The following is a 21,518-nucleotide window of genomic DNA, read 5'->3' on the forward strand; positions in this document are numbered from 1 at the left end:
CCTTGAGATGCAGGTGAGAGGTTTAGGATTACGCCATGGACTGGAAGAGCAGACGAATCCGCACGATTCTGGAAGCGGCCCTTGCGGAAGATAAGGCAGCAAACGACGTCACGACCGTGCTGACGGTCGAGCCCGGGCTGAGGGCGACCGGAACGATCGTCGCCAAGCAGCCATGCGTGATCTCCGGAGTGGGCGCAATTCCGGCGATCCTCGACATCTTCGGGAAGATGGTTTCGGGGGATAATCCTGGAAACCAGAGCCGGTTTGAGGTGGTAAGCCACTTGGAGATCTTCGACGGCGTGCGGGTGAAGAAGGGGCAGACGATCGCCGTCATTCGCCACCATGCTGCGGCGATCCTCTCGTGCGAGAGAGTGATGCTGAACCTGATCCAGCGGATGAGCGGGATTGCCACGCTGACCAATGCCTATGTGAAAGCGCTGTCGGGGACGAACGCGAAGGTGGTCGATACGCGCAAGACGATCCCTGGGCTGCGTGCGCTGGATAAGTACGCCGTATGCTGCGGCGGGGGAACGAACCACCGGCTGGATCTGCAGGACGGCATCCTGATCAAGGCGAGCCATATTGGGCTGGGCGGAGGCCTACCCTCGGCGCTCGAGCATGCGCTGGCGAAGCGGAAGCCGGGACAGCGGGTCGAGGTGGAGGTCAGGAGCCAGGAAGAACTGGATCAGGCGCTCGCCGGGGGGGCGGAGGCGATCCTGCTCGAAGGTATGGCTGTTGCGGCTGTGAAGAAGGCGGTGAAGCAGATACGCGATACGAGGCCAGGAATTCCTATCGAAGCTTCGGGGAACATCACTCTCGATACGGTGAAGAGCTTCGGGCTAACGGGCGTCGACTTCGTCTCGGTGGCCGCGTTGACGCAGTCTCCCGAGACGATCGACATGGGGATGCGAGTTACCGCGAATGTCTTCTGAGGCGTGGGACTCGGACGAGGTCGAACGTGGGCTCGCCGGGAGCCGATTTGCCGTAAGACACCTGGCTACGGTTGGCTCTACGAATACGCTCGCCATCGAAGCAGCCCAGGGTGCGGCGCCGGACAGGTCGGTGTGGGTCGCGGATGAGCAGACCGCAGGGCGCGGGCGGGGAGGGCACGGGTGGCATTCGGCTCCAGGGGATGGGCTCTACGTCAGTGTGCTTTTGCGGCCGAAGCTTGCTCTGGCTGAGGCGCTTTGGATTTCGCTCGCCGCTGGGCTTGCGGTGCAGGCGGCGGTCTTCGATCTGACGGGGCTTTATCCCGATATTCGGTGGCCGAACGATCTGCTACTTGGGGAGAAGAAGTTCGGAGGCATATTGGTGGAGACGGCTGCGGAAACATCCGGCGCGCTTCGCTATGCGGTGATCGGGATCGGGCTGAACGTGGGACATCCGGAGTTCCCCGGGGAGCTTCGGGGTATCGCCACTTCGCTGCTTCTGGAGACGGGGCATGCATGGTCGCGCGAGGGACTCCTCGTTGAGCTTCTGCTCGCGCTTGGCGGAGAGATCGACCGACTGGAGGCCGAGTTCACCGGTCTTTCAGGAACGGCAGCGGGCACCGCGGAGGAAGATTCCCTGCTGAGCCGGTTTGCCGAGGCTTCGAGCTGGGTGCGGGGCAAGGCGGTTCGGGTGGGCGAGGGGGACGGATATACTGGCGTGACGGCTGGACTCGACTCGCGTGGCTTTTTGCGTGTGCTTGGAGACGACGGCACACTCCATACGGTGCTCTCGGGTGGTGTGCGTCCCCGCTAGCTGGAGAGGGTTTTGGAACGAATGCTGCTTGCCATCGACGCGGGAAATACGAATACGGTGCTTGGTCTCTATCGGCTTTCTACGGATGACGTGCCGGGGGAGATGCTGAAGCACTGGCGGATTACCACGCCACTTCGGCAGACTTCCGATGAGATCGGCGTTACGCTGCGGAGTCTGTTTCTCGATGCGGGGCACGATCTGAGCGTGGTGGACGGCATTGCGATTTCGTCGGTGGTGCCTCCGATCGATTCCACGCTGCGGCGAGCCTGCGAGATCTTCTTCAAGGTGAAGCCGCTCTTTATCGAGCCGGGAGTGAAGACGGGTATCCCGGTACTGACCGACAACCCGGCTGAGGTTGGTGCGGACCGCATCGTGAACTGCGTTGCTGCGTTCGACAAGTATGGCGGGCCGACGATCGTGGTCGACATGGGTACGGCGACGACGTTCGATGTGGTGTCGAAGCGCGGGGAGTTTCTGGGCGGCGCGATTGCGCCGGGGCTCGGGATTTCGGCCGAGGCTTTGTTTCAGCGGGCGGCGCGGCTGCCGCGCATCGATGTGAAGAAACCCTCGAAAGTGATTGGCACGGGGACGGTGGACAACATCCAGATCGGACTCTATTACGGCTACATCGGGCTGGTCGACGGGATTCTGAAACGCATGATTGCTGAGCTTGGGCCAGAGACGAAGACCGTGGCGACGGGTGGCCTCTCAAAGCTGATTGCGCCGGGTTCAGAGTACATCCAGGAGACGGACGATATGCTGACGCTGACCGGTTTGCGGCTGGTGTATGAGAAGAATCGCGACCGGCACCGCGAGAAGCCGCGTGAGGCATTGGCGGCGCGGCGTCCGGGAGTCTGAAGCGGGCCGTGCAGAATTACTTCAATTATTTTACCGAGATCGAAGAGCGCTTTCAGCAGAGACGAGGATCGCTGCTCATGTTATCGACGCTGGACTGGGCGCTGATCGAGACGTGGCGGGAAGGCGGGCTGCCGCTCGAGGCGGTGCTGCGCGGGATCGACAATGCGTTTGATAAGCAAGATGCGAAGAAGCAGCGGGCGGGTGGGAAGGTTCGGAAGGTGAATGGGCTGGCGTGGTGCTCGCAGGCGGTGATGGAGGCGGTCGAGAAGGCGCAGGAAGCAGCGACGGGTGCGCTTGTGGAAGGGGCGGTCGAGGCGGCGGAGAGCGGGTTCGAGAGCGGGCGGGTGGCGGCTTACCTGATTGGGAATGCGGGGAAGCTTGAGAATGCGGCGCTTCCCGGAGTTGCGGCGGGCGTCGGGGTGGAGTGCGGGACTCGGCTGCGGCAGATTGCTTCCGGGGTGAGTGCGGCGGGATCGCTGGAGGAGATCGATCGTAAGCTCAACGTGCTCGAAGAAAAGCTCTTTGGGGCGTTGCATATGAGCGCACCGGAGGAGGATCTGGTGCGTCTGCGGGAGCAATCGGCGCGTGAGCTTGCGCCCTATCGGAGCAAGATGCAGGCGGTGCAGATCAAGCAGGTTCAGCAGCAATTTCTGCAGAAGCGGCTGTTCGAGGCGTATGGGCTGCCGCGCTTGAGCCTCTTCTATATGAGCCATTTATGACAGTGAGGATCGAACGGCCTGAGTACGGAGGGACGTTTGTTGGTTTGGACGAGGCGGGAGCAGGGCATTCGGCTCGCTTCGTGTTGCCGGGCGAGTTGGTTGAGCTTCCTTCGCTGCGGGTTCTCGAGGCCTCCGGGGAGCGGGTGGCGCCGCGGTGCCGGCACTTTGGGGTGTGCGGTGGGTGCGATTATCAGCACTCCTCGGACGCGGAGCAGATACGGATCAAGAAGGAGATTCTGCTGGAGACGCTTCAGGCTGCCGGGCTCACCGGGCTTCCGGATGTGGTGGTGCATGCGGGAGAGCCATGGGAGTATCGGAACCGGGTAAGGTTTCGGGTGGAAGCGGTCGATGGGGCATTTCACGCCGGGTATAACCGGCGCGGTGGACGGGAGTTTCTGCCGATCGCCGAATGCCCGATCTCCTCACGGCTCCTTCTGCGGGCGGCAGAGGCGCTACTGAAGCTGGCCGACGGGAAGGAGCCTGGGCGGCGCTGGCTCGCTTCAACCGCTGAGGTTGAGTTTTTTGCCTCGAACGACGAGAAGACGCTGCAGATGACGGTGCTGACACGGGACGGGCGGATCGAGGGATTCGCGGAGTTTTGTGGGGCGCTGGCGGCGATGGTGCCTGAGTTGGTTGGGGCTGGGGTGCTGGCGGCTTCGGCGGGATATGGGGCGAAAGAACGGGCTACCTGGGGGACGGGTGGACTGGTGCAGGAGGTGAGGGACCGGCGGTACTGGGTGTCGCGTGGTGGATTCTTTCAGGTAAACCGCGTCCTCGTTGAGGAGATGGTAGAGCTGGTGACGGCGGGGCGGCGGGGAGCGCTGGCCTGGGATCTGTATGCGGGCGTGGGGCTGTTTTCGCGTGTGCTGGCGGGTAGCTTCGAGTTGGTCGTTGGGGTGGAAGTGGGGGAGCCGGCTGCCTCGGATCTGGCACGGGCACCGAAGAAAACCGAGCACTTACAGGCTGTGACGATGGAAACGGTCGCGTTTTTGCGGGCGGCGGCGGTGCAGCGGGAGAGGCCGGATCTGATCGTGATGGACCCTCCGCGGGCTGGCATCGGGGCTGAGGTTTGTGGGCTTCTGGAGCGGATCGGGGCGGCAGAGATCGTCTATGTTTCGTGTGATGTGGTCACTTTGGCTCGGGATTTGTTTTTGCTGGTAGACTCCGGCTACCGGGTTGCGGAAGTCCATTTGATTGATATGTTTCCGCAGACGTTTCACCTGGAGACGGTGGTTTTTCTGTCGAAAACGATGGTCTGAACGTGGGCCAATGTGTGGCTGATGCGGTTTCCTGCACGCTTCATCGGAGAGCCGGCCGCTTCCCCTGATCCCAGACTCTGGGCCAGGAATGGGTCGCGTCTTGAGCCGCTCAGCTTTCGCCGGACTCCGCTGCTTTGGGCGGCTTTGTGGTTCTGCGTGGGGATCGGGGCTGAGCGGCTTGGATGGGTTCCGGCTGTGGTTTGGGTAATGGCGGTCCTGCTGCTAGCGGGGATGAGCGGGGCGGCGATACGGACGCCTTGGGTCGGGCTGGTTCCTGTGGCGGGGCTCTGGGTGGTGGCGGGGTTGGGGTGCGGGGAGATGCAGCCGGGAGCGGCGACGCAGGCGGAGTTGCGTGGGTTCGCGGATGGGCTTAGCCGGACGGTGCAGGGACGGGTGATGCGGGTGCGGGTGCTTCCTCCGCAGGCTCGGCAGGACGTAGATGTGGATGGCTATGAGGAGACGGAGGGGGATGCGGGGCTGTCGGTCGACCTGGGGGTGGAGGCGGTCGAGGAGGTGACGCCGGATGCGTCGCGGATGGTTCCGGTGACGGGCGGGGTAAGAGTCACGGTGATCGCGGAACCTGGGGTGGCGATGCCGGAGTTGCGGTGCGGGGATGTGGTTGACGTGGCGATGCGGCTCAAGGTGCCAGAGCGGTTTCGGGATCCGGGGGCTTGGCAGTACGGGGATTACCTGCTGGATCAGGGGATCGGGGTTCATGCCTCCGTGCGGGCGGGGAAGCTTGCGGCTGAGACCGCCCGAGGTGCGGGGAAGGCCTGGGATCTGCGGTGCCGGGTGTACGCGGCGCAGGCGTGGGCTTCGGGGAGGATGTTGGCATTTGCCCGGTCGGGGGCGAACCGGGCTCTGCCGGAAGGGTCGCGGCTTACGGCGGAGGATGCGGGGACGCTGAACGCGATGCTCTTTGGGGATCGGTTGGGGCTGAATAGGGAGATGCGCAAAGGGTTCGAGCGAACGGGATCGTTTCATCTGTTCGTGGTTTCGGGGATGCATGTCGGGTTGATCGCGCTCGGGATCTTCTGGGTTTCGCGGCGGACGCGGCTTCCGATGTGGGCGGGGACCTTCGTCACGATCGGGCTGACGACGGGGTATGCGGCGCTCACAGGGCTTGGGATTCCGGTGCAGCGGGCTTTGGGGATGGCTTCGATCTTTCTGATCGCGCGGCTTCTGGACCGGCACCACAACACGCTCAATGCGCTCGGGGCGGCGGTGCTGGGTGCGCTGGCGTGGTCGCCATCCAGCTTGTTCGAGGCGAGCTTTCAGATGACGTTTCTGGCGATTGTGGGGGTGGCGGGGATTGCGATTCCGCTTGGCGAGAGGACGATTCTGCCGTATGCGCGGGCGGCGAGACGGATCGAGGAGGTTTGGCGGGATGTGCGGTTTGAGCCGAGGCTGGCACAGTTCCGGGTGATGCTGCGGATGTTTGGCGAGGCTTTAGGGCGGCTGCTTGGGCGGTGGGCGATGGGCTTGCCTGCCCGGGGTATGCGGGTGGTGCTTTGGGTTGCGGAGCTTTGCCTTGTAGCCCTGGTGACAGAGGCGGTGATGGCTCTACCGATGGCGCTTTATTTTCACCGAGTGGCTCTGCTTGCTCTGCCGGTGAACCTGCTGACGGTTCCAGTGATCGCATTTCTGGTTCCGGCGGCGATGGCTACGTTTTGTGGAAGCTTGCTGAGTCCCTGGGTTGCGGTGCTTCCGGGGACTGTCACGGCGGTTCTGCTGCATGCAGTGGCTGGGACGGTGGGACACATCGCGCGGCTGACGGCTGCGGATGTCCGGGTCCCGGGACCGGCAAGTTGGGTGTGTGGAGTGGTTGTGGCAGGCCTTGGGTTCTGCTGCTGGGCATCGAGGCAAAGGCGAGCGGTTTGGGGATGGCTGACCGTGGCGACGCTGCCCCTGCTGGTCGGGCTTGCGCTTCTGCCAGCGACGCCGAGCGTGATTCCGGGGATGCTTGAGGTTACGGCGATCGACGTGGGACAGGGGGATTCGATTCTTGTCGTTGGGCCGAACGGCAGGGCGATGCTTGTGGATGCTGGTGGGCCGGTCGGTGGTGTGGGGCTTCGAAGTGGCTCTGCGGATACGGGCTTCGACGTCGGCGAGGAGGTGGTTGCGCCTTATCTTTGGTCACGTGAGCTGAGAAGACTTGACGTTCTGGCGTTGACGCATGAGCATAGCGACCATATGGGAGGAATGCCTGCGATCCTGCGAAGCTTCCGGCCGCGCGAGCTTTGGGTGGGGGTGGATGTTCCCTCCCAGGCTTACGGGGCAATGCTTGCGGAGGCTTCCGCGCTTGGCGTCAGGATTCGGCACCTTCGGGCTGGCGATGCGCTCCCTTGGGATGGGGTCGATGTTTCGGTGCTTGGGCCGGAGGCGGAGTACCGGAATGCCGGTGCTCCGAAGAATGACGACTCGCTGGTGATGCGGCTGCAGTTTGGGAAAGCCTCGGTTCTGCTTGAGGGCGACGCGGAGCGGCCGGAGGAGGCGACGATGCTGGCGCACGATCGAGTTGGGCCGGTGACGCTGCTGAAAGTTGGGCATCACGGGAGCGCGACGAGTTCGACGGAGGGGTTTCTGGCGGCGGTAAGCCCACGGGATGCGGTGATCTCGGTTGGGCGCGGAAATACCTTCGGGCATCCGCGAGGCGAGGTGATTACGCGGCTTGCCGGGCGAGGTGTGAAGCTCTACCGGACGGATATGTTTGGGATGACTACCTTTCTGCTGGGCAGGGATGGTGGAATCCGAGAGGTTGTTGGAACGTCAAATTAGTGTTGTCGGGCTTTTACCAGGGAGCGTGACTATGGACGTGCAGGAATCGAGCGAAGAGAAACCAGTGATGTCGCCGGCGGAACAGCAGGAAGAGGCACGGCTGCTGCGGCGCATGCAGATGATGATGAGCATGGTGATGCAGACGATCGCGCAGGATGGGTCTCTGACGGTCGACGAAGCCTCGCAGATGGTAGCCGATACCAAGACCGCCGCGTTGGCGATGTTTCCGGGAAAGGAACTCGCCTACGAACTGATCTGGAGGCCGAGGTTCCAGAGGCTGATGCGGGAGCGGTTTCGGTTGATGTAACGATAGACCGATAGGCCAGCCTCAGGTGAGCTTCGGCTGGCTGACGAGGAGCTTCCAGTCGCTGACGCTCTGGGCTGCGTAGAGGGCAGCGAACTCGAGGATGGCCGCAGTGAAGCGCTTGCCACCGCCGATGTATCCGGCGATGATGCGGGCGTCCCCGGCGCGTGCGTGACCACGGGCCAGTATCTCTCCGCAGACTGCGGCGTATTGGGAGAGGTCGGAGGCCTTCAGGCCGGTGATGTCGACGGAGGCCTTGTGGTCGTTGAGCTGGCGGACGAGGTAGTCGCGTCCGTCGAGGGTGGTCCAGCCGAGGAGCGGGTCCGACTGGAACTGCATGGCCTGCTGGCCTTCGGCGGTGCGCTGGCCCTGATTCTCGCGAAGCTCGGTGTGTTTGCGAAGGTATTCAGCATAGACGGAGGCCGCCTCCTGCTTGATCTGCAGAAAGAGTGGGTCGCCGGGGCCGTTGCCGGCCATGTAGATGACGTAATCGCGGAGGCCTACGGAGCCTGTGCCGACGACCTTGAAGGCGATGTCCACGGGCGTGAACTGGCCGAAGAAGTGTTGCCGCGCCGGGATGAGGGACTGTCGAAAGCCGATGAGCGAGGCGAGCACAGCCTGCGCCTCATTGCCCGTGACGCGGCGCAGAAGAGGAGGCTGGGAGCGGAACCGGCGCTTGGTCTTGTAGGGCTCGGTGAGGCGCTCGAGGGTGTGGACCGGCGTGGCGCGCTGAGCGTTGAGCAGAATCTTTGAGATAGGTGCGATGGACCCGAGGCGGTGGACCTGGTAGCGCGCGACCTCGAGGATGGGCATGCCGGCGAGCTGACGCATGAGATCGCAGTAGGACGTGAGGAAGACGGCGGCGGCGGCGTTGCACGCGGTTTTGCGAACGCCGGCGTCGTTGCCGGCGAGGAGCATGCTGGTGGCCATGCGCTTGATGTCCCACTCGAAGGGTCCGCGAACGGTTTCGTCGAAGTCGTTGATGTCGAAGACGAGGCGGCCGTCGGGTCCGCTATATGCCCCGAGATTCTGGACGTGGGCGTCGCCGCAAAGCTGCGTGATGACGCCGGTGTTGGCGGAGAGCGAGAGGTCATACGCCATGACGGGGGCCGCGCCGCGAAAGAAGCCGAAGGGCGATGCCGACATGCGCTGATACTTGAGCGGCATGAGCTCGGGAAGGCGTTCCCCTTCGGCGCTCTTGAGGATTTGAAGCGGGTCGCGGGTGCGGAGGGAAGGATCCCACTTGGCCAGCTCGGTGCGAGGGTAGGTCTTACGGAACCCTACACCGATGGTGAAACCATCAGGCTTAGTCGTGCTTGTGGTGTTTGTCGTGCGCGTCTTTCGCGTGGTCATCGTGTGGGAAGTCTACGCCATGGAGATGACGGTCAGGGATGGATTGCAGCCTCGTAGATGGCCTTGGCGATGCTCGCGATGGTAGCGTCGCGGGTCTTGTCGTCATCGGTGGAGTTGGTGAGGAAGACGGCGAGGGCAAGAGTGCGGCCGTCGGGCAGAGTGATGAGAGCAACGTCGTTGGTGGCGTAAGTGAGGCCGAGGATGGTCTGCGAGGTTCCGCCCTTGTGGCGCACGACCGTGCCCGGCGGGACACCATCCCGAATGCGGTGGGGCGCCATGGGAGAGGTCTCCATGAGGCCGAAAAGAAGCTGGGTATCGGCGGGGGTAAGCGGGGAGGCGTCGGCGAGAAGGCGCAGGAGTTGGACGGCGGCGCTGGGGCTGATCCAGTTGTGGAACTGGTTCTGGGCGTCGAGGTAGAGGCCGTGCTCTCCGTCGACGATGTGGAAGTCCTTGATACCCAGCGAGGTGATGTAAGCCTGCACGACCTGCGGGCCGCCGATGACGCGGAGGAGGATGTCGGCGGCTACGTTGTCGGAGAGGTTGACCGCGAGGCGGAAGAGTTCGCGGAGGGAGACATCGACGTTGGGGGCGGGGTGCTCATCCTGGAGCGGACTATAGCCGGATGGGATGCGATCGGCCGGGAGGAAGCGGACCTGCTGGTCAAGGGATAGCTTGCTCTGCTCGACGAAGTGAAGGACGGTGACGGCAAGGGGGAGCTTGAAGACGGACTGCATGGGTGGATGCGAGTCGGCGTTGAGGCTGCAATCGAGCTGCGCGTTGGGCAGGGCGCAGGCGACGGCGACGGTTGAGTCGGAATCCGCAGCAATCGTGGCGATGGCCTGTTTCAGAGGCGGTGGGGGTTGCGTCTTCTTCGTGGTCTGGGCGTGCACGGGAAGGACGAACGCAAGGGCCAGGGAAGCAAGCGGGAGACGCATAACGCCAGAGTAGCGGAAGCGGGGACGCCCGGAGCGTTGGGATTACCAGATTTTTGCGGGATGTGATTGAAACTACAGCGCGGCTCGCAGGCCGATGAACACTAACGCTTCCACTTGGCGATAGTGACCGTGGTGCCCTCGTCGGGCGCGGAGACGATATGGAACTCATCGACGAGGCGGCTTGTTCCTCCGAGACCGAGGCCCATGGCTCCGCTCGTAGTGAAACCGTCTTTCATGGCGAGGTGAACGTCTTCGATGCCGGGTCCGCGATCAGAAAAGGTGAGCCGAACGCCGGAGGGCTTTTCGTAGATGGTATCGATCGCCACTTCGCCTTCGCGGCCGTAGGTCAAGGTGTTGCGACCGATTTCCACGGAGGCAGTGACGAGCTTGGTCAATTCGACAAGGCCGAGACCGGCCTCGAGCGCGGCGGTACGGACGGCGGCACGCAGCAGAACGATGTCGTCAGCGGTGCGGATGGGAAGAATCTTCGCCGCAGTCGAGCCCTCGAACTCCGGGCTTAGAGGGAGCATCGTCCTGATCCTCCGCCCGGCCCGCTGCGCTCGGATACCGGGCGAGGGGAAACAGGGTCATGGCAGAGGATCTCTGTGCCGTGCTCGTTCAATGCAACGATGCGCTGGAAAGACGCGCAGGAACGTATGAGTTCTTGCAGGTGCAAAGATAGCAAGCGAGCAGCCCTTTATGGGAACGATAACTTCGTGTTACTAAAGTGTACCAAACGAGGTCGCCTTTCACAGGAAACCCCGTATGGAGCCGAAGGCGGGTGGGGCCGGGCCGGTGGGTTAGTTCCGGCTGGCGAGCCAGGCTTTGAGGCCGGGTTCTTCGTCGGCGCGGCGGCGGATGCAGTCGTTGATGCTGTCGATGGCCTTGGCGAGGGTACGTTCCGACGCGTCGACGTGATGGGTAGCGAAGAAGCTCTGAACCTCGTCACGGCCCTGCACCGTGCAGAAGCTTCCGGTGGCACCGACGACACGGACGCCGGAGTTGGTGGTGAACTGGGCGTGAACTTTATCCCAGTGCTGCTGGATGTAGTTCCAGGCGATGTCGCGGGTTTTGGGCTGACGGAGGAGCAGGGTGAAGAGGATCCAAGAATCCTGGTTGCGGACCTTGCCGGAGGAGGCGTAGTCGAGCGTGCGGATAACGAGGATGGGGGATTGGAAACGGGCGAGGGTGCGGAGCGCGTCGGACTGGAGGCCGGGGTCGGTGGCGTTCTCGGCGACGGCCTGGAGCTTGTCGTAGAGGGCTGAATCGCCATTGAGGGCGGAGACGGTGACGGCGGCATCGACGAGGGCGGCGTCGCTGGATTTGTGGGCGGTGAAGGCGTCGCCGGTGAGCACGTTTGCCTGAGCGAGGATGCTGGGGTCGCCGGCGACTCCGAGGCGCTGGAAGAGCGTGGTACGCCTCTCCTGCGCGTTGTAGGACTCGTGACCGCCGGGCTTGCCGATCATCGCGTAGATGGGGGCGAGTTCGCGGCGCAGGAGAGCGTCGATGTGGTCGGCGTCCTCGGGTGTGGCGATGCTGGCCTGGATGGTGGCGATCTTGCCGAGGGCGCTGTCGATGACGGAGGCGTCGGGATCGGCCTTGAAGGAGAGGGCGAGATCGAGGAAGTCGGCGATGGGCTGCTGGCCGGAGAGCACGAGGGCGTACTCGTCGCCGAGGAGACCCATGCGCTCGGTAGCGCTGAGGGAGTGCTCGGCGGAGGCGGCGATGGCCTTGCGCTGGGCAGGGGTGTAGGAGGTGCGGTAGTAGCCATGGTCGCCGGCGTTCGCGAAGAACAGCTTCGCTTTCGGCGCGAGCGGGAGCGTCGTCTGCTCCGGGGTGATCGGGGTGCAGATCTGCTTGCCGAGCTTGGCTGGGTTGTCGGGCTTGTCGCTCGCCTTTACGCAGACGGGGATCGTCCACTTCTCGGTTGAGGCGCTGTCGGTGGGAGAGAGGAAGAAGCGCTTCTGGGTGACGGTGACGCTCCCCGCGGTCGCGTCGCCAAAGATGAGGAGAGGCACGCCGGGCTGGTCGATGAAGCTGGCCATGATCTTGTCGATGGGCTGGTGCGAGGTTGCTGCCTGGGCATTCCAGAAGTCCTCGGCGGTAGCGTTGGCGTAGAGGTGGGCCTGGAGGTAATTGTGAACACCCTGGCGAAAGAGTTCTTCGCCGAGGTAGCTCTCGACCATGCCGATGACAGAGCCGCCCTTGCCGTAGGAGATGCCGTCGAAGAGTTCGTTGATCTGGTCGGGAGTGCTGGTTTCCTTGGCGCGGATGGCGTGGGTGGTGGGCTGCGCATCGAGGTTCAAGGTGCTGTCGAGGGTCGTGGCGACGTCCTGGGGGAAGTTCCACTCCGGGTGCCACTTGGCGACGGGCTTGTTCTCCATCCAGTTGGCGAAGCCCTCGTTGAGCCAGAGATTGTCCCACCACTGCATGGTGACCATGTCGCCGAACCACTGATGAGCCATCTCGTGGGCAACGACGGAGGCGACGCCTTTTTTCGCGTTGACGCTTGCGTTCTTGTCGACGAGGAGATCGGTCTCGCGGTAGGTGATGCAGCCGAAGTTCTCCATGGCGCCAGCTTCGAAGTCGGGCAGGCCGATGAGGTCGAGCTTGGGCATGGGGTACTTGATGCCGAAGTACTTGTCGTAATAGGGCAGGATGTACTCGGCGGCTTCGAGGGCGAAGTGGGTGAACTGGATCTTGTCCGGCGTGGAGCAGACGCGGATGGGTACGCCGTCGGCCTTGCCGGTGATGCATTGGAAGTCGCCGACGAGGAAGGCGACGAGATACGTCGACATCTTCGGCGTCGTCGCGAAGGTGAGGGTGTGCTTCCCTGCCGCGGCGGGCTTGTCGGAGATCATGGCTCCATTGGCGATGACGGTATCGGGGACGTCGACGGTGAGCGAGAGGTCGTAGGTGGCCTTGAGGGCGGGCTCATCGAAGCTCGGGAAGGCGCGCCGGGCGTCGGTCGGCTCGAACTGCGTGACGGCGTAGTTGCGGGTCTTGGTCTTCGAGAGATAGAAGCCACGGAGCTTGTCGTTGAGGATACCCGTGAAGGCGATGGCAAGATGAACCGGCCCGGCGGCGAGCGGCTGGGCGAAGCTGAAGGTGGCCTGCTCCTTATCCTTGTCGTATCTGACGGTTCCGCTTTGCCCGCCTGCGGAGACGGACGCGATCTCAATCTCGGACGAGTTCAGGGTGATGGTGCTCGAGGAAGCATCGAGCGTCAGGTCGATGGTCTCGTTACCGGCGAAGGTCGCGGCCTTGAGATCGGGGGTCAGCGCGAGGGTGTAGTGCTCGGGATGGACGCCGCCGGGGAGGCGCTGTGCTTCGGAATTGGATGCGAAGGAAGCGAGGGCAAACGACAGGGCAAGGAGGGTGGAGCGGAGATACATCGGGTGAAGCCTTCTTTCAGGGGTGGGACAAATCCAGGGAATATTGGGCTACTTTGCCGCAGGCGGCGTCGCGCTCACAATCTGGTTAGACGCTTTGAGGTGGTAGATGTGTTCGAGCATGTCGCGATAAACATCCATGGGAGGCAGGAGGACCTGGGCGCGGCGTTGATCGAGCGAGGCCGGATCCTCGACAGCGTACATCGCCATCGCTCCATTGACGAACTTGAACTGCGAGCCGTAGCGCTGCAACTGGCCGGTGGCAACGAGCTCCTTGTCGACGACGAGGGCGAGGGTTGAGCCATCAATCTTGCCGGAGTCGGCAAGGGTTTCGAGTTGCGGGAGAATGCTTCGCTGCCACGCGTGGTCGGGGGTGTGGGTGAGGATGAGCATGGCGGCGTTCGAGGCGTCGATGCCGACGAGACGGATGGTCGGCCAGCCCTTGGCGTAGAAGATCTGCTTGAGCTGATCGGTGAGGTCCTGGTCGATGCTGGCCAGGTTCGTGGCGATCTGACCCTGGAGCCCGGTCGAACCGGCGCGAAAGCCGCGCGCCTCCTGGTCCTGCTGCTTCATGGCAAGGAGTTGGTCGCGCAGCACAGTGTCGGTGCCGGGGCCGTTTTGCTGGATGAGCGCCTCGTGCCGTCTCGCCATATCCTGTTGCCAAGCGGGTTGCACTGCCGGTTGCTGTTGGGCTTCCTGCGCTGTTGCGAGGGGCGAAGCAGGGGCGCAAAACGCCAGCGAGAGAAGAAGCACGGCACGCAAAGACATGTTTCCAGTGTACCGTTCAGGCGGACAGGAGCTGGTCAGGCGGGCAGGAGCTGGCTGGGCGTCTTGAGCCTGGTCACGGTGACGCGGGCCGGAAACTCCTCCGCTGGGACCGCTTCGCCGATCCCCGCAGCCAGAACGCAGGCCTGCCAGTCGTCTACCGTAAAGGCGCGCCGAATTGAGATGAGGCCGTCCGAGATGATGATCGGGTGCCAGGGCGCCACGGCTCCGAGAAGGCGGAAGAGACGGTAGGGATTCGGGTGGCGATGGAGGTCGTTGACGAACCAGCCAAGGCGGGCATTCCGCTCCATCCAGTTGAGGAAGCGAATGATGTCGTGGTTCTCAAGGTGATGCGTGAAATGCGCGCTGAGAATGACGTCGATAGGCTGGAGCGGCTCGTACGCAAAGACATCTGAGACGACGTATTCGATGGGGGGCGTCGTGTTGGGGAACTCGCGCGCGACATCGATGGCCCATGGGTTGAGATCGAGGCCGGTCAGCCGTACAGAGAGGCCGCGCTTAGCAGCCCATTTTGCGAGGCGCCGGAGCATGGAGCCATCGCCGCAGGCTACATCGAGGATATTGATCGGCTGCGTCGGATTGGTCGCGGCGATGCGGTTGAGAAAGTGAAGCGTTGCCCGGTGCGCGAGGACGAGGCGGCTCACCGAGTCCAGATCGTGCAGGCATCTTCGATACTCCCCGTAGGTCGAGAGCACGTCCATGCTCTCTTCGAGGTATGCGCGATGGCTGAGATCCATGGGCATTTGATGGTTACGTTGGCTCAGGCAATCTGGTTTTGCCAAACTTCGGATTATGTTACGGGTGAACACGCTTCGATGGAAACATGGGCGGCTGAACAAACCGACTGGGCTTGCGCAACTTGGCTGCAACTGCGCTTTGCGCGTATGGTCAGAGGTTGCCGGTCGAAAGGCGCCTTCCTGCCGCGCTGAGTCCTCCGGCAACGGTTCGAGATCGTCTATCAAAGGCAGGGTAAATACGAGGAATGGAAACGAACATGGCCCAGTACGTCCTCTCACTCGACCAGGGAACCACAAGCTCACGTGCCATGCTTTTCGACCATGAGGGCAAGATCGCAGGTATTGCCCAGCATGAGTTCGAGCAGAAGTATCCGAACACAGGATGGGTCGAGCATGATCCGATCGACATCCTTACTTCGCAATTGACGGCTGCCGTCGAGGTGCTTGCGCGGGCGCACGTTCGTCCACGGGATGTCGCTTCGATCGGCATCGCGAACCAGCGCGAGACGACGATCGTGTGGGATCGCGAGTCTGGTAAGCCGGTTTATAACGCGATCGTCTGGCAGGATCGGCGGACGGCCGAGTTCTGCTCGCAGCTTCGCAATGACGGCAATGAGGAGATGATCCGGAACAAGACCGGGCTTCTGATCGACCCGTACTTCTCCGGAACGAAGATCACGTGGATTCTCGATAACGTTGATGGTGCGCGTGCGCTCGCCGAGCAAGGCAAGCTTGCGTTTGGGACCGTAGACTGCTGGCTGATCTGGAACCTGACCAGCGGGAAATGCCACATCACCGATCGGACTAATGCTTCGCGAACATTGCTATACAACATCGTCGAAGACAAGTGGGATGAGGACTTGCTCAGGCTGCTGCGGATTCCAGCGAGCATGATGCCGGAGGTGGTCTGGTCGAGCCAGAAGGTAGGCCGGGTGACGACCACCCTTGGGCTTGGCGATGTTGAGATCGCGGGGATCGCGGGTGATCAGCAGTCGGCCCTATTTGGACAGATGTGCGTCAATCCCGGCGATGCGAAGAACACGTATGGGACCGGGTGCTTCCTGCTGCAGAACATCGGGGACACGTTCACGCTCTCGAAAGAGCGGATGATTACGACGCTCGCCTGCACGACGAATCAGAAACTCCAGTACGCGCTCGAGGGGAGCGTGTTTATCGGTGGGGCGGTGGTGCAGTGGCTGCGGGACAAGATGCAGTTCTTCGAGGCGGCTCCGGACGTGGAGAAGATTGCGAAGTCGGTGGATAGCTCGAACAACGTCATCCTCGTGCCTGCATTCACGGGACTTGGCGCGCCACACTGGGATCCTTACGCCGGTGGAATGATCATCGGGCTGCAGCGCTCGACCGAGATCGGCCACATTGCGCGGGCGGCGCTTGAAAGCATCGCTTTCCAGGTGACGGATGTACTTCGGGCGATGGACTCCGATACGGACTCGAAGATGACGAAGCTGAGGGCCGACGGTGGCGCGGCAGCGAACGACATGCTGATGCAGTTCCAGGCAGATCTGCTTGGGGTTCCGGTCGAGCGTCCGGCGATTTTGGAGACCACTGCGCAAGGCGCGGCTTACCTTGCAGGGCTCGCGACGGGCTTCTGGGATAGCGTGGAGGAGATCGGCAAGACGCGTCCGGAGGGGCAGATCTTTACGCCGAAGGTCGATCGGGCTCTGGCGGAGAAGAAGTACGCCAAGTGGCAAGATGCGGTGCAGCGGTCGAAGGGTTGGAATAAAGAGAACTAAGGGCTGAAGCGATCCTCCGCAGCATGCACCGCCGAGGATCGCTTTCGTTATTGCACCGACAGGGTGAGTGCGCTCGAATCCGTCGAACCGGGATTGCGGCATGTGATCGAGACCGTCGCCGCCGAGTTCACGTCCTGTGCCCCGACGGCTGCGGTGAGGTGCTGCGCGTCTACCCAGGTCGTGCTGAGGACAGTTCCGTTCCACAACACAGTCGCTCCCGGAAGGAAGCCGGAGCCAGTCAAGGTAAGCGTCTGATTTCCGCTTCCGACAGCGATGGTTGTTGTTCCGGTTGAGGTCAACGAAGGTGCGGGGTTGGTGGTTCCTTCGGCGGGAAGCACGAAGGGACCTCGCAGGAGCAGAATCTGGTTCGGAACTGTGCTGCCGAAGCTGGCAGGCAGGATATAGGCCAAGCCATCCTGCCCCCAGCGTGTCCCGATCACCCCTGAACCGATATTGCTGCTGGGGAACTGTAACTCGTCTTCCATGACGAAGTGCTGGTCATCGAAACGCTCAAGGAAGGTCAGCGCAGTTCCCGCAGTGTTGATACCGATATTGAAGGATTTCTGCTCGGCCGCATATGGAATGACGCCGGCGCCGTAGAGACCCGTGCTGTATGGCCCAACCCCGAGCGGAAGGAGACCTACCTGCGAGGGTGGAGTGGTCGATGGGTCGATGATCCCTCCGCCCGAAGCGTAGACGAGTCCGCGGTCCAGCGCGAAGGTGCCACCAAAGCCCCCGAAGCCGAGCAGCGTTGTGCCGTCGATCGGATGAATCCCGCTGGAGTCCAGCGAATAACGGTAGAACTCGGCACCCGTGGACTGGTTGTCATAGGTATAGAAGTGGGTCGCGTCCGCGAAAGTGACGTTGTTGAGCCCGGGATCGGAGTTCGTCCGGACGGTCGCTGTCGTCCCCGCGAAGTCGATGACGCCGACACCCGTTGCCGCCACCGCGGAATCCGTTCCTGGGACTGCGGCCAACCCGGTTGCAGCGGCGGGACCGCTTCCGAAGTAGGACGTGCTCTGCAGAGGAACGGTGAGATCCAGCGTTTGCGTCTTCAGGTTGAAGCGTCCGAGGCTCTTCGCTCCGCTTAGACCGATATAGAGGTAGTTGCCGGAGGTCGTCTCGGCGAGGAGATTCGGCTCACTGCCGACAGAGATCGGCGTTCCGACGACACCGGTAGCAGGATCGACAGCCGCGAGGCTGTTGCCGGTCACCGACGTGGCCGTGCTCGGCAACGTGGTGTAGAGCTTGCGCGTGAAAGCGTCGTAGGTCATCGCGGTTGCCGGGAGGTTGAGCAGGTTGTAGACGCTCACCGTAAGCGAACCGGACAGACCTCCGCCCGGAGCCGCGGAGCTGACGGTCACCTGCCCCCATCCCATGGTCTTGATCAGGGAGGTGTCGACTGTGGCGGTCAACTGTGTCGCGCTCACAAACGTGGTCGGCAGAGCGCTTCCATTCCACAGAACGCTGGAGGCGGAGCTGAAGCCGCTGCCATTGACCGTGACGGTGAAGGTGGCGCCGCCGGCCGCGACGAAGTTCGGTGCGAGTTGCGTCACCGAAGGCTGAGCGCTGAACAGAGATCCGGTGACCACCGTGTCGGCGGTGACGCGGTTGTTGTTCATCGCCGGGTCGAAGCTCTGCGAGGCTGCCGTCGCGATGGTCTCGATGGTGCCCGAGAGGCTGGGGACACCGGTGAAGGTGACGGTCGCGGTGGCGTTGTTGGCGAGCGAACCAAGGTCGCAGTAGAGGACACCGCTCCCCGTGCAGGTTCCCTGCGACGACGTTACGGCGCCGATGGGGACGGAACCTGGAACGTTGAGGATGAGGGTCGCGCCGACTGCCGCATTCGGACCTGTGTTCGACACTGTGAACTGGTAGCTGAGGTTCGAACCGGTGGATGCGGTTGTGGCCACCTGGGCCGTGACCTTCAGGTCCGCGGGAGAGGCGCTCACGTCCTTCACGATCGGACCCTGCACCACGTACAGCTGGTTGCTGGCATGAAAGGCAAGTCCAGTCTGGCCCCAGCGAATGAGATCGGAACCTGACGAGGAGTAGGAGTTGACAACACCCACGCCCGCCACGGCGAGGCTCGCGACCGGGTTGAAGGTCGTCTCGTCAAAGGCCTGAATCTGGCCGGTGTTGGTGTAGTTGTTGAGGAGAACGAAGGCGCGATTCAGCGTCGAATCTGAAAAGATCGCCCCTGAGGCCGGGACCGGCGTTGTTGAGTAGGAGGATGCGGTGGAGAATTGGCCGAGCGTGGCGCCCGTCGTTGCATCTGCCGCAATGCCCGAGGGGAAGTACAGACGGCCGTTGTCGTACTGGAGGGTCGAACCGCTTCCGCTGGTACTCAGCTGCGTGATTCCCGTCACTCCGGTTGTGTCGACTGAAAGCTTGTAGAGGTAGCTCCCGATCGCCTCGGAGGAGACGTAGAGAGTGGAGGCTGAATCGCCAAACGCGAGTCCACCGACGTTGGAGGTGAAGTAGGTCTGCAATCCGCTGCTTGTGTTCGTTCTCGCAACGCCGGAATCAAAGATCGTGACCACGCCGGCGCTGCTGTACACAGCGACCGCGTTAGGCTGGCCCGGAGGAATTGCGAGGGCCTTCGCGGTGAATGGAGGGTTGTAGACGCCTGGCCCTCCGCCGAGAGAGAACTGCACGCCCGCCGTGCCGGTCTGGAGGTTTACCTGACGGACCGCTCCGATACCGTCAAGACCAACAAATGCCTGCGTGCCGTCGTCCGAGAGGGCGAGCCGGTTGGGTTCGCTGCCGACGAAGATGGTCTTCTGAATGACGCCGGTATTGGGGTCGATGCCGATGAGGCTGTTGCCGATCGACGGACCACCCGATCCCGCGATGGTCGCGTAGATCAGGCTGTCTTTGGCGCTCCAGGCAATATCATTCACCGGGAGCGCAAGATAGGTGCTGAACGGCTGCACCGGAGGAGCCTGCCCGAGATTCTCGGGCGCGCTGATCCCGATGCTGGCGGTTCCGAGCGTCGCGATCAGAGCAGCCGGAACGGTCGCGACGATTTGCGATGAACTGGTGTAAGACGTGACGAGGGGCGTGCCGTTCCACTGCACAACCGTATCGGGGAAGAAGCCGCCCTGTCCGTAGAGGGTGATCTTCGTATCGGGGCTTCCCGCTGGTGCGTAGTTCGGGGAGACGGTGAAGCTCGCTGTCGGATCCAGCACACTCAGAACCATTCCGAATGACGAGAGCGGAGTGGCTCCTGTGATTGTCGGCGGGTTCACTACCACGACGTAGACCGTGCCCGAGCTTGCCAGGAAGCTCGTTGGCAGCGATGCCGTGATCTGCGTCGAGGTTTGCGCAGTGATCGTGAGGGCGGTGCCGTTCGCCGTCACGGTGGCGTTCGCAGCGAAGTTCGATCCGGTGAGGGTCAGCACGGTGGCAGGCGTAGCGGCAGGGGCAACGGCAAGTGCTGTCGGAGTCACCGATGTCAGGACAGGAGGTCCGACTACAGGCAGCGGCACTGCAGGCGACGCGCCTCCGCCAGGACGAGGATTGGAAACCGTGATCTGTGCGACGCCGATGCGCTGCAGGTCATCGGCCGTTAGATTTGCCAGGAGCGACGTGCTGCTGGCAAACGTCGTCTGCCTCGCCGACCCGTTCCATTGCACGACGGAGTTCGCCTCGAAGCCCGTTCCGGCGAGCATGATCGTGACCGCTGGCCCGCCAACTACGATCGCGGCGGGATTGATTGCCGTCACGATGGGAGTTGGACTGACGATGTTGAAGGTCGCGGCGGCCGAGACGCCGCCGTTGGGGTCGCTGTTGGTGACCATGACAGCGCCAGCGCGGCCGGAGGCAAGCGATGCAACGGTCAGGGCCGCCTGCAAGGTGGTTGTGTTGACGAAGGTGGTCGGGAGTGCGACTCCATCGAGCGCAACCACCGAGGTGCTGTTGAAGTTGAATCCCGTGAGGGTGAGGGTCTGGGCCGCGGCTCCCGCGTTCACGGATGCGGGGGCGAGCGATGTGATTGCTGGACTTCCCACGATGCCGAGGGGCATGGCACCGGTGGCGCTTCCGCCCGGGCCCGGATTGTTCACGGTGATCTGACCGGTGCCAAAGTTCTGTACATCCGCAGCCGTCAGCGCGACCTGAAGCGACGTACCGCCGACGAAGGTCGTCGGCCGTGCCGAGCCATTCCACAGGGCACCCGAGTTAGCCTCAAAGCCCGACCCGGAGATCGTGATCGTGACAGCCTTGCCCGGTGGGACGGCGGACGGTGAAAGACTTGTGATGGACGGGGTGGGACTCATCACGTTGAAGCTGGCAATTGGCGAAGTCCCGCCACCGGGAGACGGATTAGAGATTGCGACCGCTCCGACCTCTCCCCTGGCGAGCGCGGTCGCGGGAACCGTGGCCTGGAGCGACGTAGAGCTTCCATAGCTGGTCGGCAAGGTTATGCCGTCGAACGACAGCGTAGACGACGAGAGGAATCCAGTGCCCGCAACCGTGATTGTCTGCGGCGCGGCGCCGGCCGAAACCGAGGCAGGCGAGATGGACGTTATCGCCGGAACAGGGTTCTGCGTGGCTGGAGGTGTGGTCGTCTGAGAGTTGGAGGAACTGGTGCCACCGGAACAGCCTGTGAAAAGTGGAGACAGGGAAACAAGGACAAGAACGAGCCAAGACTTACGTCGCAAGAAAAACTCCGGGGGCATAGCAACGAGAAAGCGTGGCAGCACACTTTCTCGCGGCATGGCGAGCGAATGGTATTACTGGGAACTTCCGGATCATAACGGCAGGATGGAAAACTGACAATCGCTTTTTCGTGACGTCATCGGTTCGAGAAGAATGATCGCGACGGGTACGAAGCCGACTCTCGGTGAAATCCAGCCTATCCATTCTGGCCTCCTTGCTATTTCGTGATGAACCTCTA

Annotated in this window: 15 protein-coding genes; 8 read left to right on the forward strand and 7 right to left on the reverse strand. The window is 62.7% G+C overall.

Annotated elements, in window-relative coordinates; all coding sequences use genetic code 11:
• The first annotated feature begins 35 nt into the window (after positions 1–35).
• The 7 genes from nadC to GRAN_RS05895 are packed head-to-tail and all read left to right on the forward strand — an operon-like array spanning position 36 to position 7,664.
• A complete protein-coding gene (gene nadC / locus GRAN_RS05865; protein ID WP_128912017.1) occupies positions 36–932 on the forward strand; it encodes a carboxylating nicotinate-nucleotide diphosphorylase in 897 nt (298 codons plus the stop codon).
• The gene (locus GRAN_RS05870) at positions 922–1,743 is read left to right on the forward strand and encodes a biotin--[acetyl-CoA-carboxylase] ligase (RefSeq protein ID WP_128912018.1); all 822 of its coding nucleotides are present in this window, start codon (positions 922–924) and stop codon (positions 1,741–1,743) included. The genes nadC and GRAN_RS05870 overlap by 11 nt, the downstream gene beginning before the upstream one ends.
• Before the next feature lie 21 nt (positions 1,744–1,764).
• Positions 1,765–2,601 carry a type III pantothenate kinase gene (locus GRAN_RS05875; RefSeq protein ID WP_128912993.1) on the forward strand — a complete coding sequence of 279 codons (837 nt, stop codon included), beginning with the start codon at positions 1,765–1,767 and terminating at the stop codon, positions 2,599–2,601.
• Positions 2,602–2,609: 8 nt separating this feature from the next.
• Complete coding sequence (locus GRAN_RS05880; protein ID WP_128912019.1) at positions 2,610–3,320, forward strand: hypothetical protein; 711 nt, start codon at positions 2,610–2,612, stop codon at positions 3,318–3,320.
• A complete protein-coding gene (locus tag GRAN_RS05885) occupies positions 3,317–4,579 on the forward strand; it encodes a class I SAM-dependent RNA methyltransferase (RefSeq protein ID WP_128912020.1) in 1,263 nt (420 codons plus the stop codon). The genes GRAN_RS05880 and GRAN_RS05885 overlap by 4 nt, the downstream gene beginning before the upstream one ends.
• Positions 4,580–4,600: 21 nt before the next feature.
• Positions 4,601–7,357 (forward strand): ComEC/Rec2 family competence protein, encoded by a 2,757-nt coding sequence (locus GRAN_RS05890; RefSeq protein ID WP_128912021.1) that lies wholly within the window; start codon positions 4,601–4,603, stop codon positions 7,355–7,357.
• Between the two features lie 31 nt (positions 7,358–7,388).
• A complete protein-coding gene (locus tag GRAN_RS05895; protein WP_128912022.1) occupies positions 7,389–7,664 on the forward strand; it encodes a hypothetical protein in 276 nt (91 codons plus the stop codon).
• A gap of 21 nt (positions 7,665–7,685) precedes the next feature.
• On the opposite strand, the gene GRAN_RS05900 is transcribed toward GRAN_RS05895, so the two are convergent.
• The 6 genes from GRAN_RS05900 to GRAN_RS05925 form a co-directional block, all read right to left on the reverse strand.
• The gene (locus GRAN_RS05900; RefSeq protein ID WP_128912023.1) at positions 7,686–9,014 is read right to left on the reverse strand and encodes a DUF2252 domain-containing protein; all 1,329 of its coding nucleotides are present in this window, start codon (positions 9,012–9,014) and stop codon (positions 7,686–7,688) included.
• A gap of 32 nt (positions 9,015–9,046) precedes the next feature.
• Entirely contained in the window at positions 9,047–9,949 is a 903-nt protein-coding gene (gene bla / locus GRAN_RS05905) for a class A beta-lactamase (RefSeq protein WP_128912024.1), read from the reverse strand.
• 101 nt (positions 9,950–10,050) lie between these two features.
• The gene (locus GRAN_RS05910) at positions 10,051–10,479 is read right to left on the reverse strand and encodes an anti-sigma regulatory factor (protein WP_128912025.1); all 429 of its coding nucleotides are present in this window, start codon (positions 10,477–10,479) and stop codon (positions 10,051–10,053) included.
• Between the two features lie 270 nt (positions 10,480–10,749).
• Positions 10,750–13,344 carry a M1 family metallopeptidase gene (locus GRAN_RS05915; RefSeq protein WP_128912026.1) on the reverse strand — a complete coding sequence of 865 codons (2,595 nt, stop codon included), beginning with the start codon at positions 13,342–13,344 and terminating at the stop codon, positions 10,750–10,752.
• A 48-nt stretch (positions 13,345–13,392) separates the two neighbouring features.
• Positions 13,393–14,109 carry a DUF6624 domain-containing protein gene (locus tag GRAN_RS05920; protein WP_128912027.1) on the reverse strand — a complete coding sequence of 239 codons (717 nt, stop codon included), beginning with the start codon at positions 14,107–14,109 and terminating at the stop codon, positions 13,393–13,395.
• A gap of 35 nt (positions 14,110–14,144) precedes the next feature.
• Positions 14,145–14,870, reverse strand: a complete 726-nt coding sequence (locus GRAN_RS05925) for a methyltransferase domain-containing protein (protein WP_128912028.1) — start codon at positions 14,868–14,870, stop codon at positions 14,145–14,147.
• 251 nt (positions 14,871–15,121) lie between these two features.
• Here GRAN_RS05925 and glpK point away from each other — a divergent pair, with 251 nt between their 5' ends.
• Positions 15,122–16,618, forward strand: a complete 1,497-nt coding sequence (gene glpK, locus GRAN_RS05930) for a glycerol kinase GlpK (RefSeq protein ID WP_128912029.1) — start codon at positions 15,122–15,124, stop codon at positions 16,616–16,618.
• Between the two features lie 47 nt (positions 16,619–16,665).
• On the opposite strand, the gene GRAN_RS05935 is transcribed toward glpK, so the two are convergent.
• Positions 16,666–21,282: a beta strand repeat-containing protein gene (locus GRAN_RS05935; protein WP_161570861.1), complete on the reverse strand. Its 4,617-nt coding sequence runs from the start codon at positions 21,280–21,282 to the stop codon at positions 16,666–16,668.
• Positions 21,283–21,518 lie beyond the last annotated feature (236 nt).

Origin of the sequence: Granulicella sibirica (assembly GCF_004115155.1) — a bacterium.
Taxonomy (GTDB): domain Bacteria; phylum Acidobacteriota; class Terriglobia; order Terriglobales; family Acidobacteriaceae; genus Edaphobacter; species Edaphobacter sibiricus.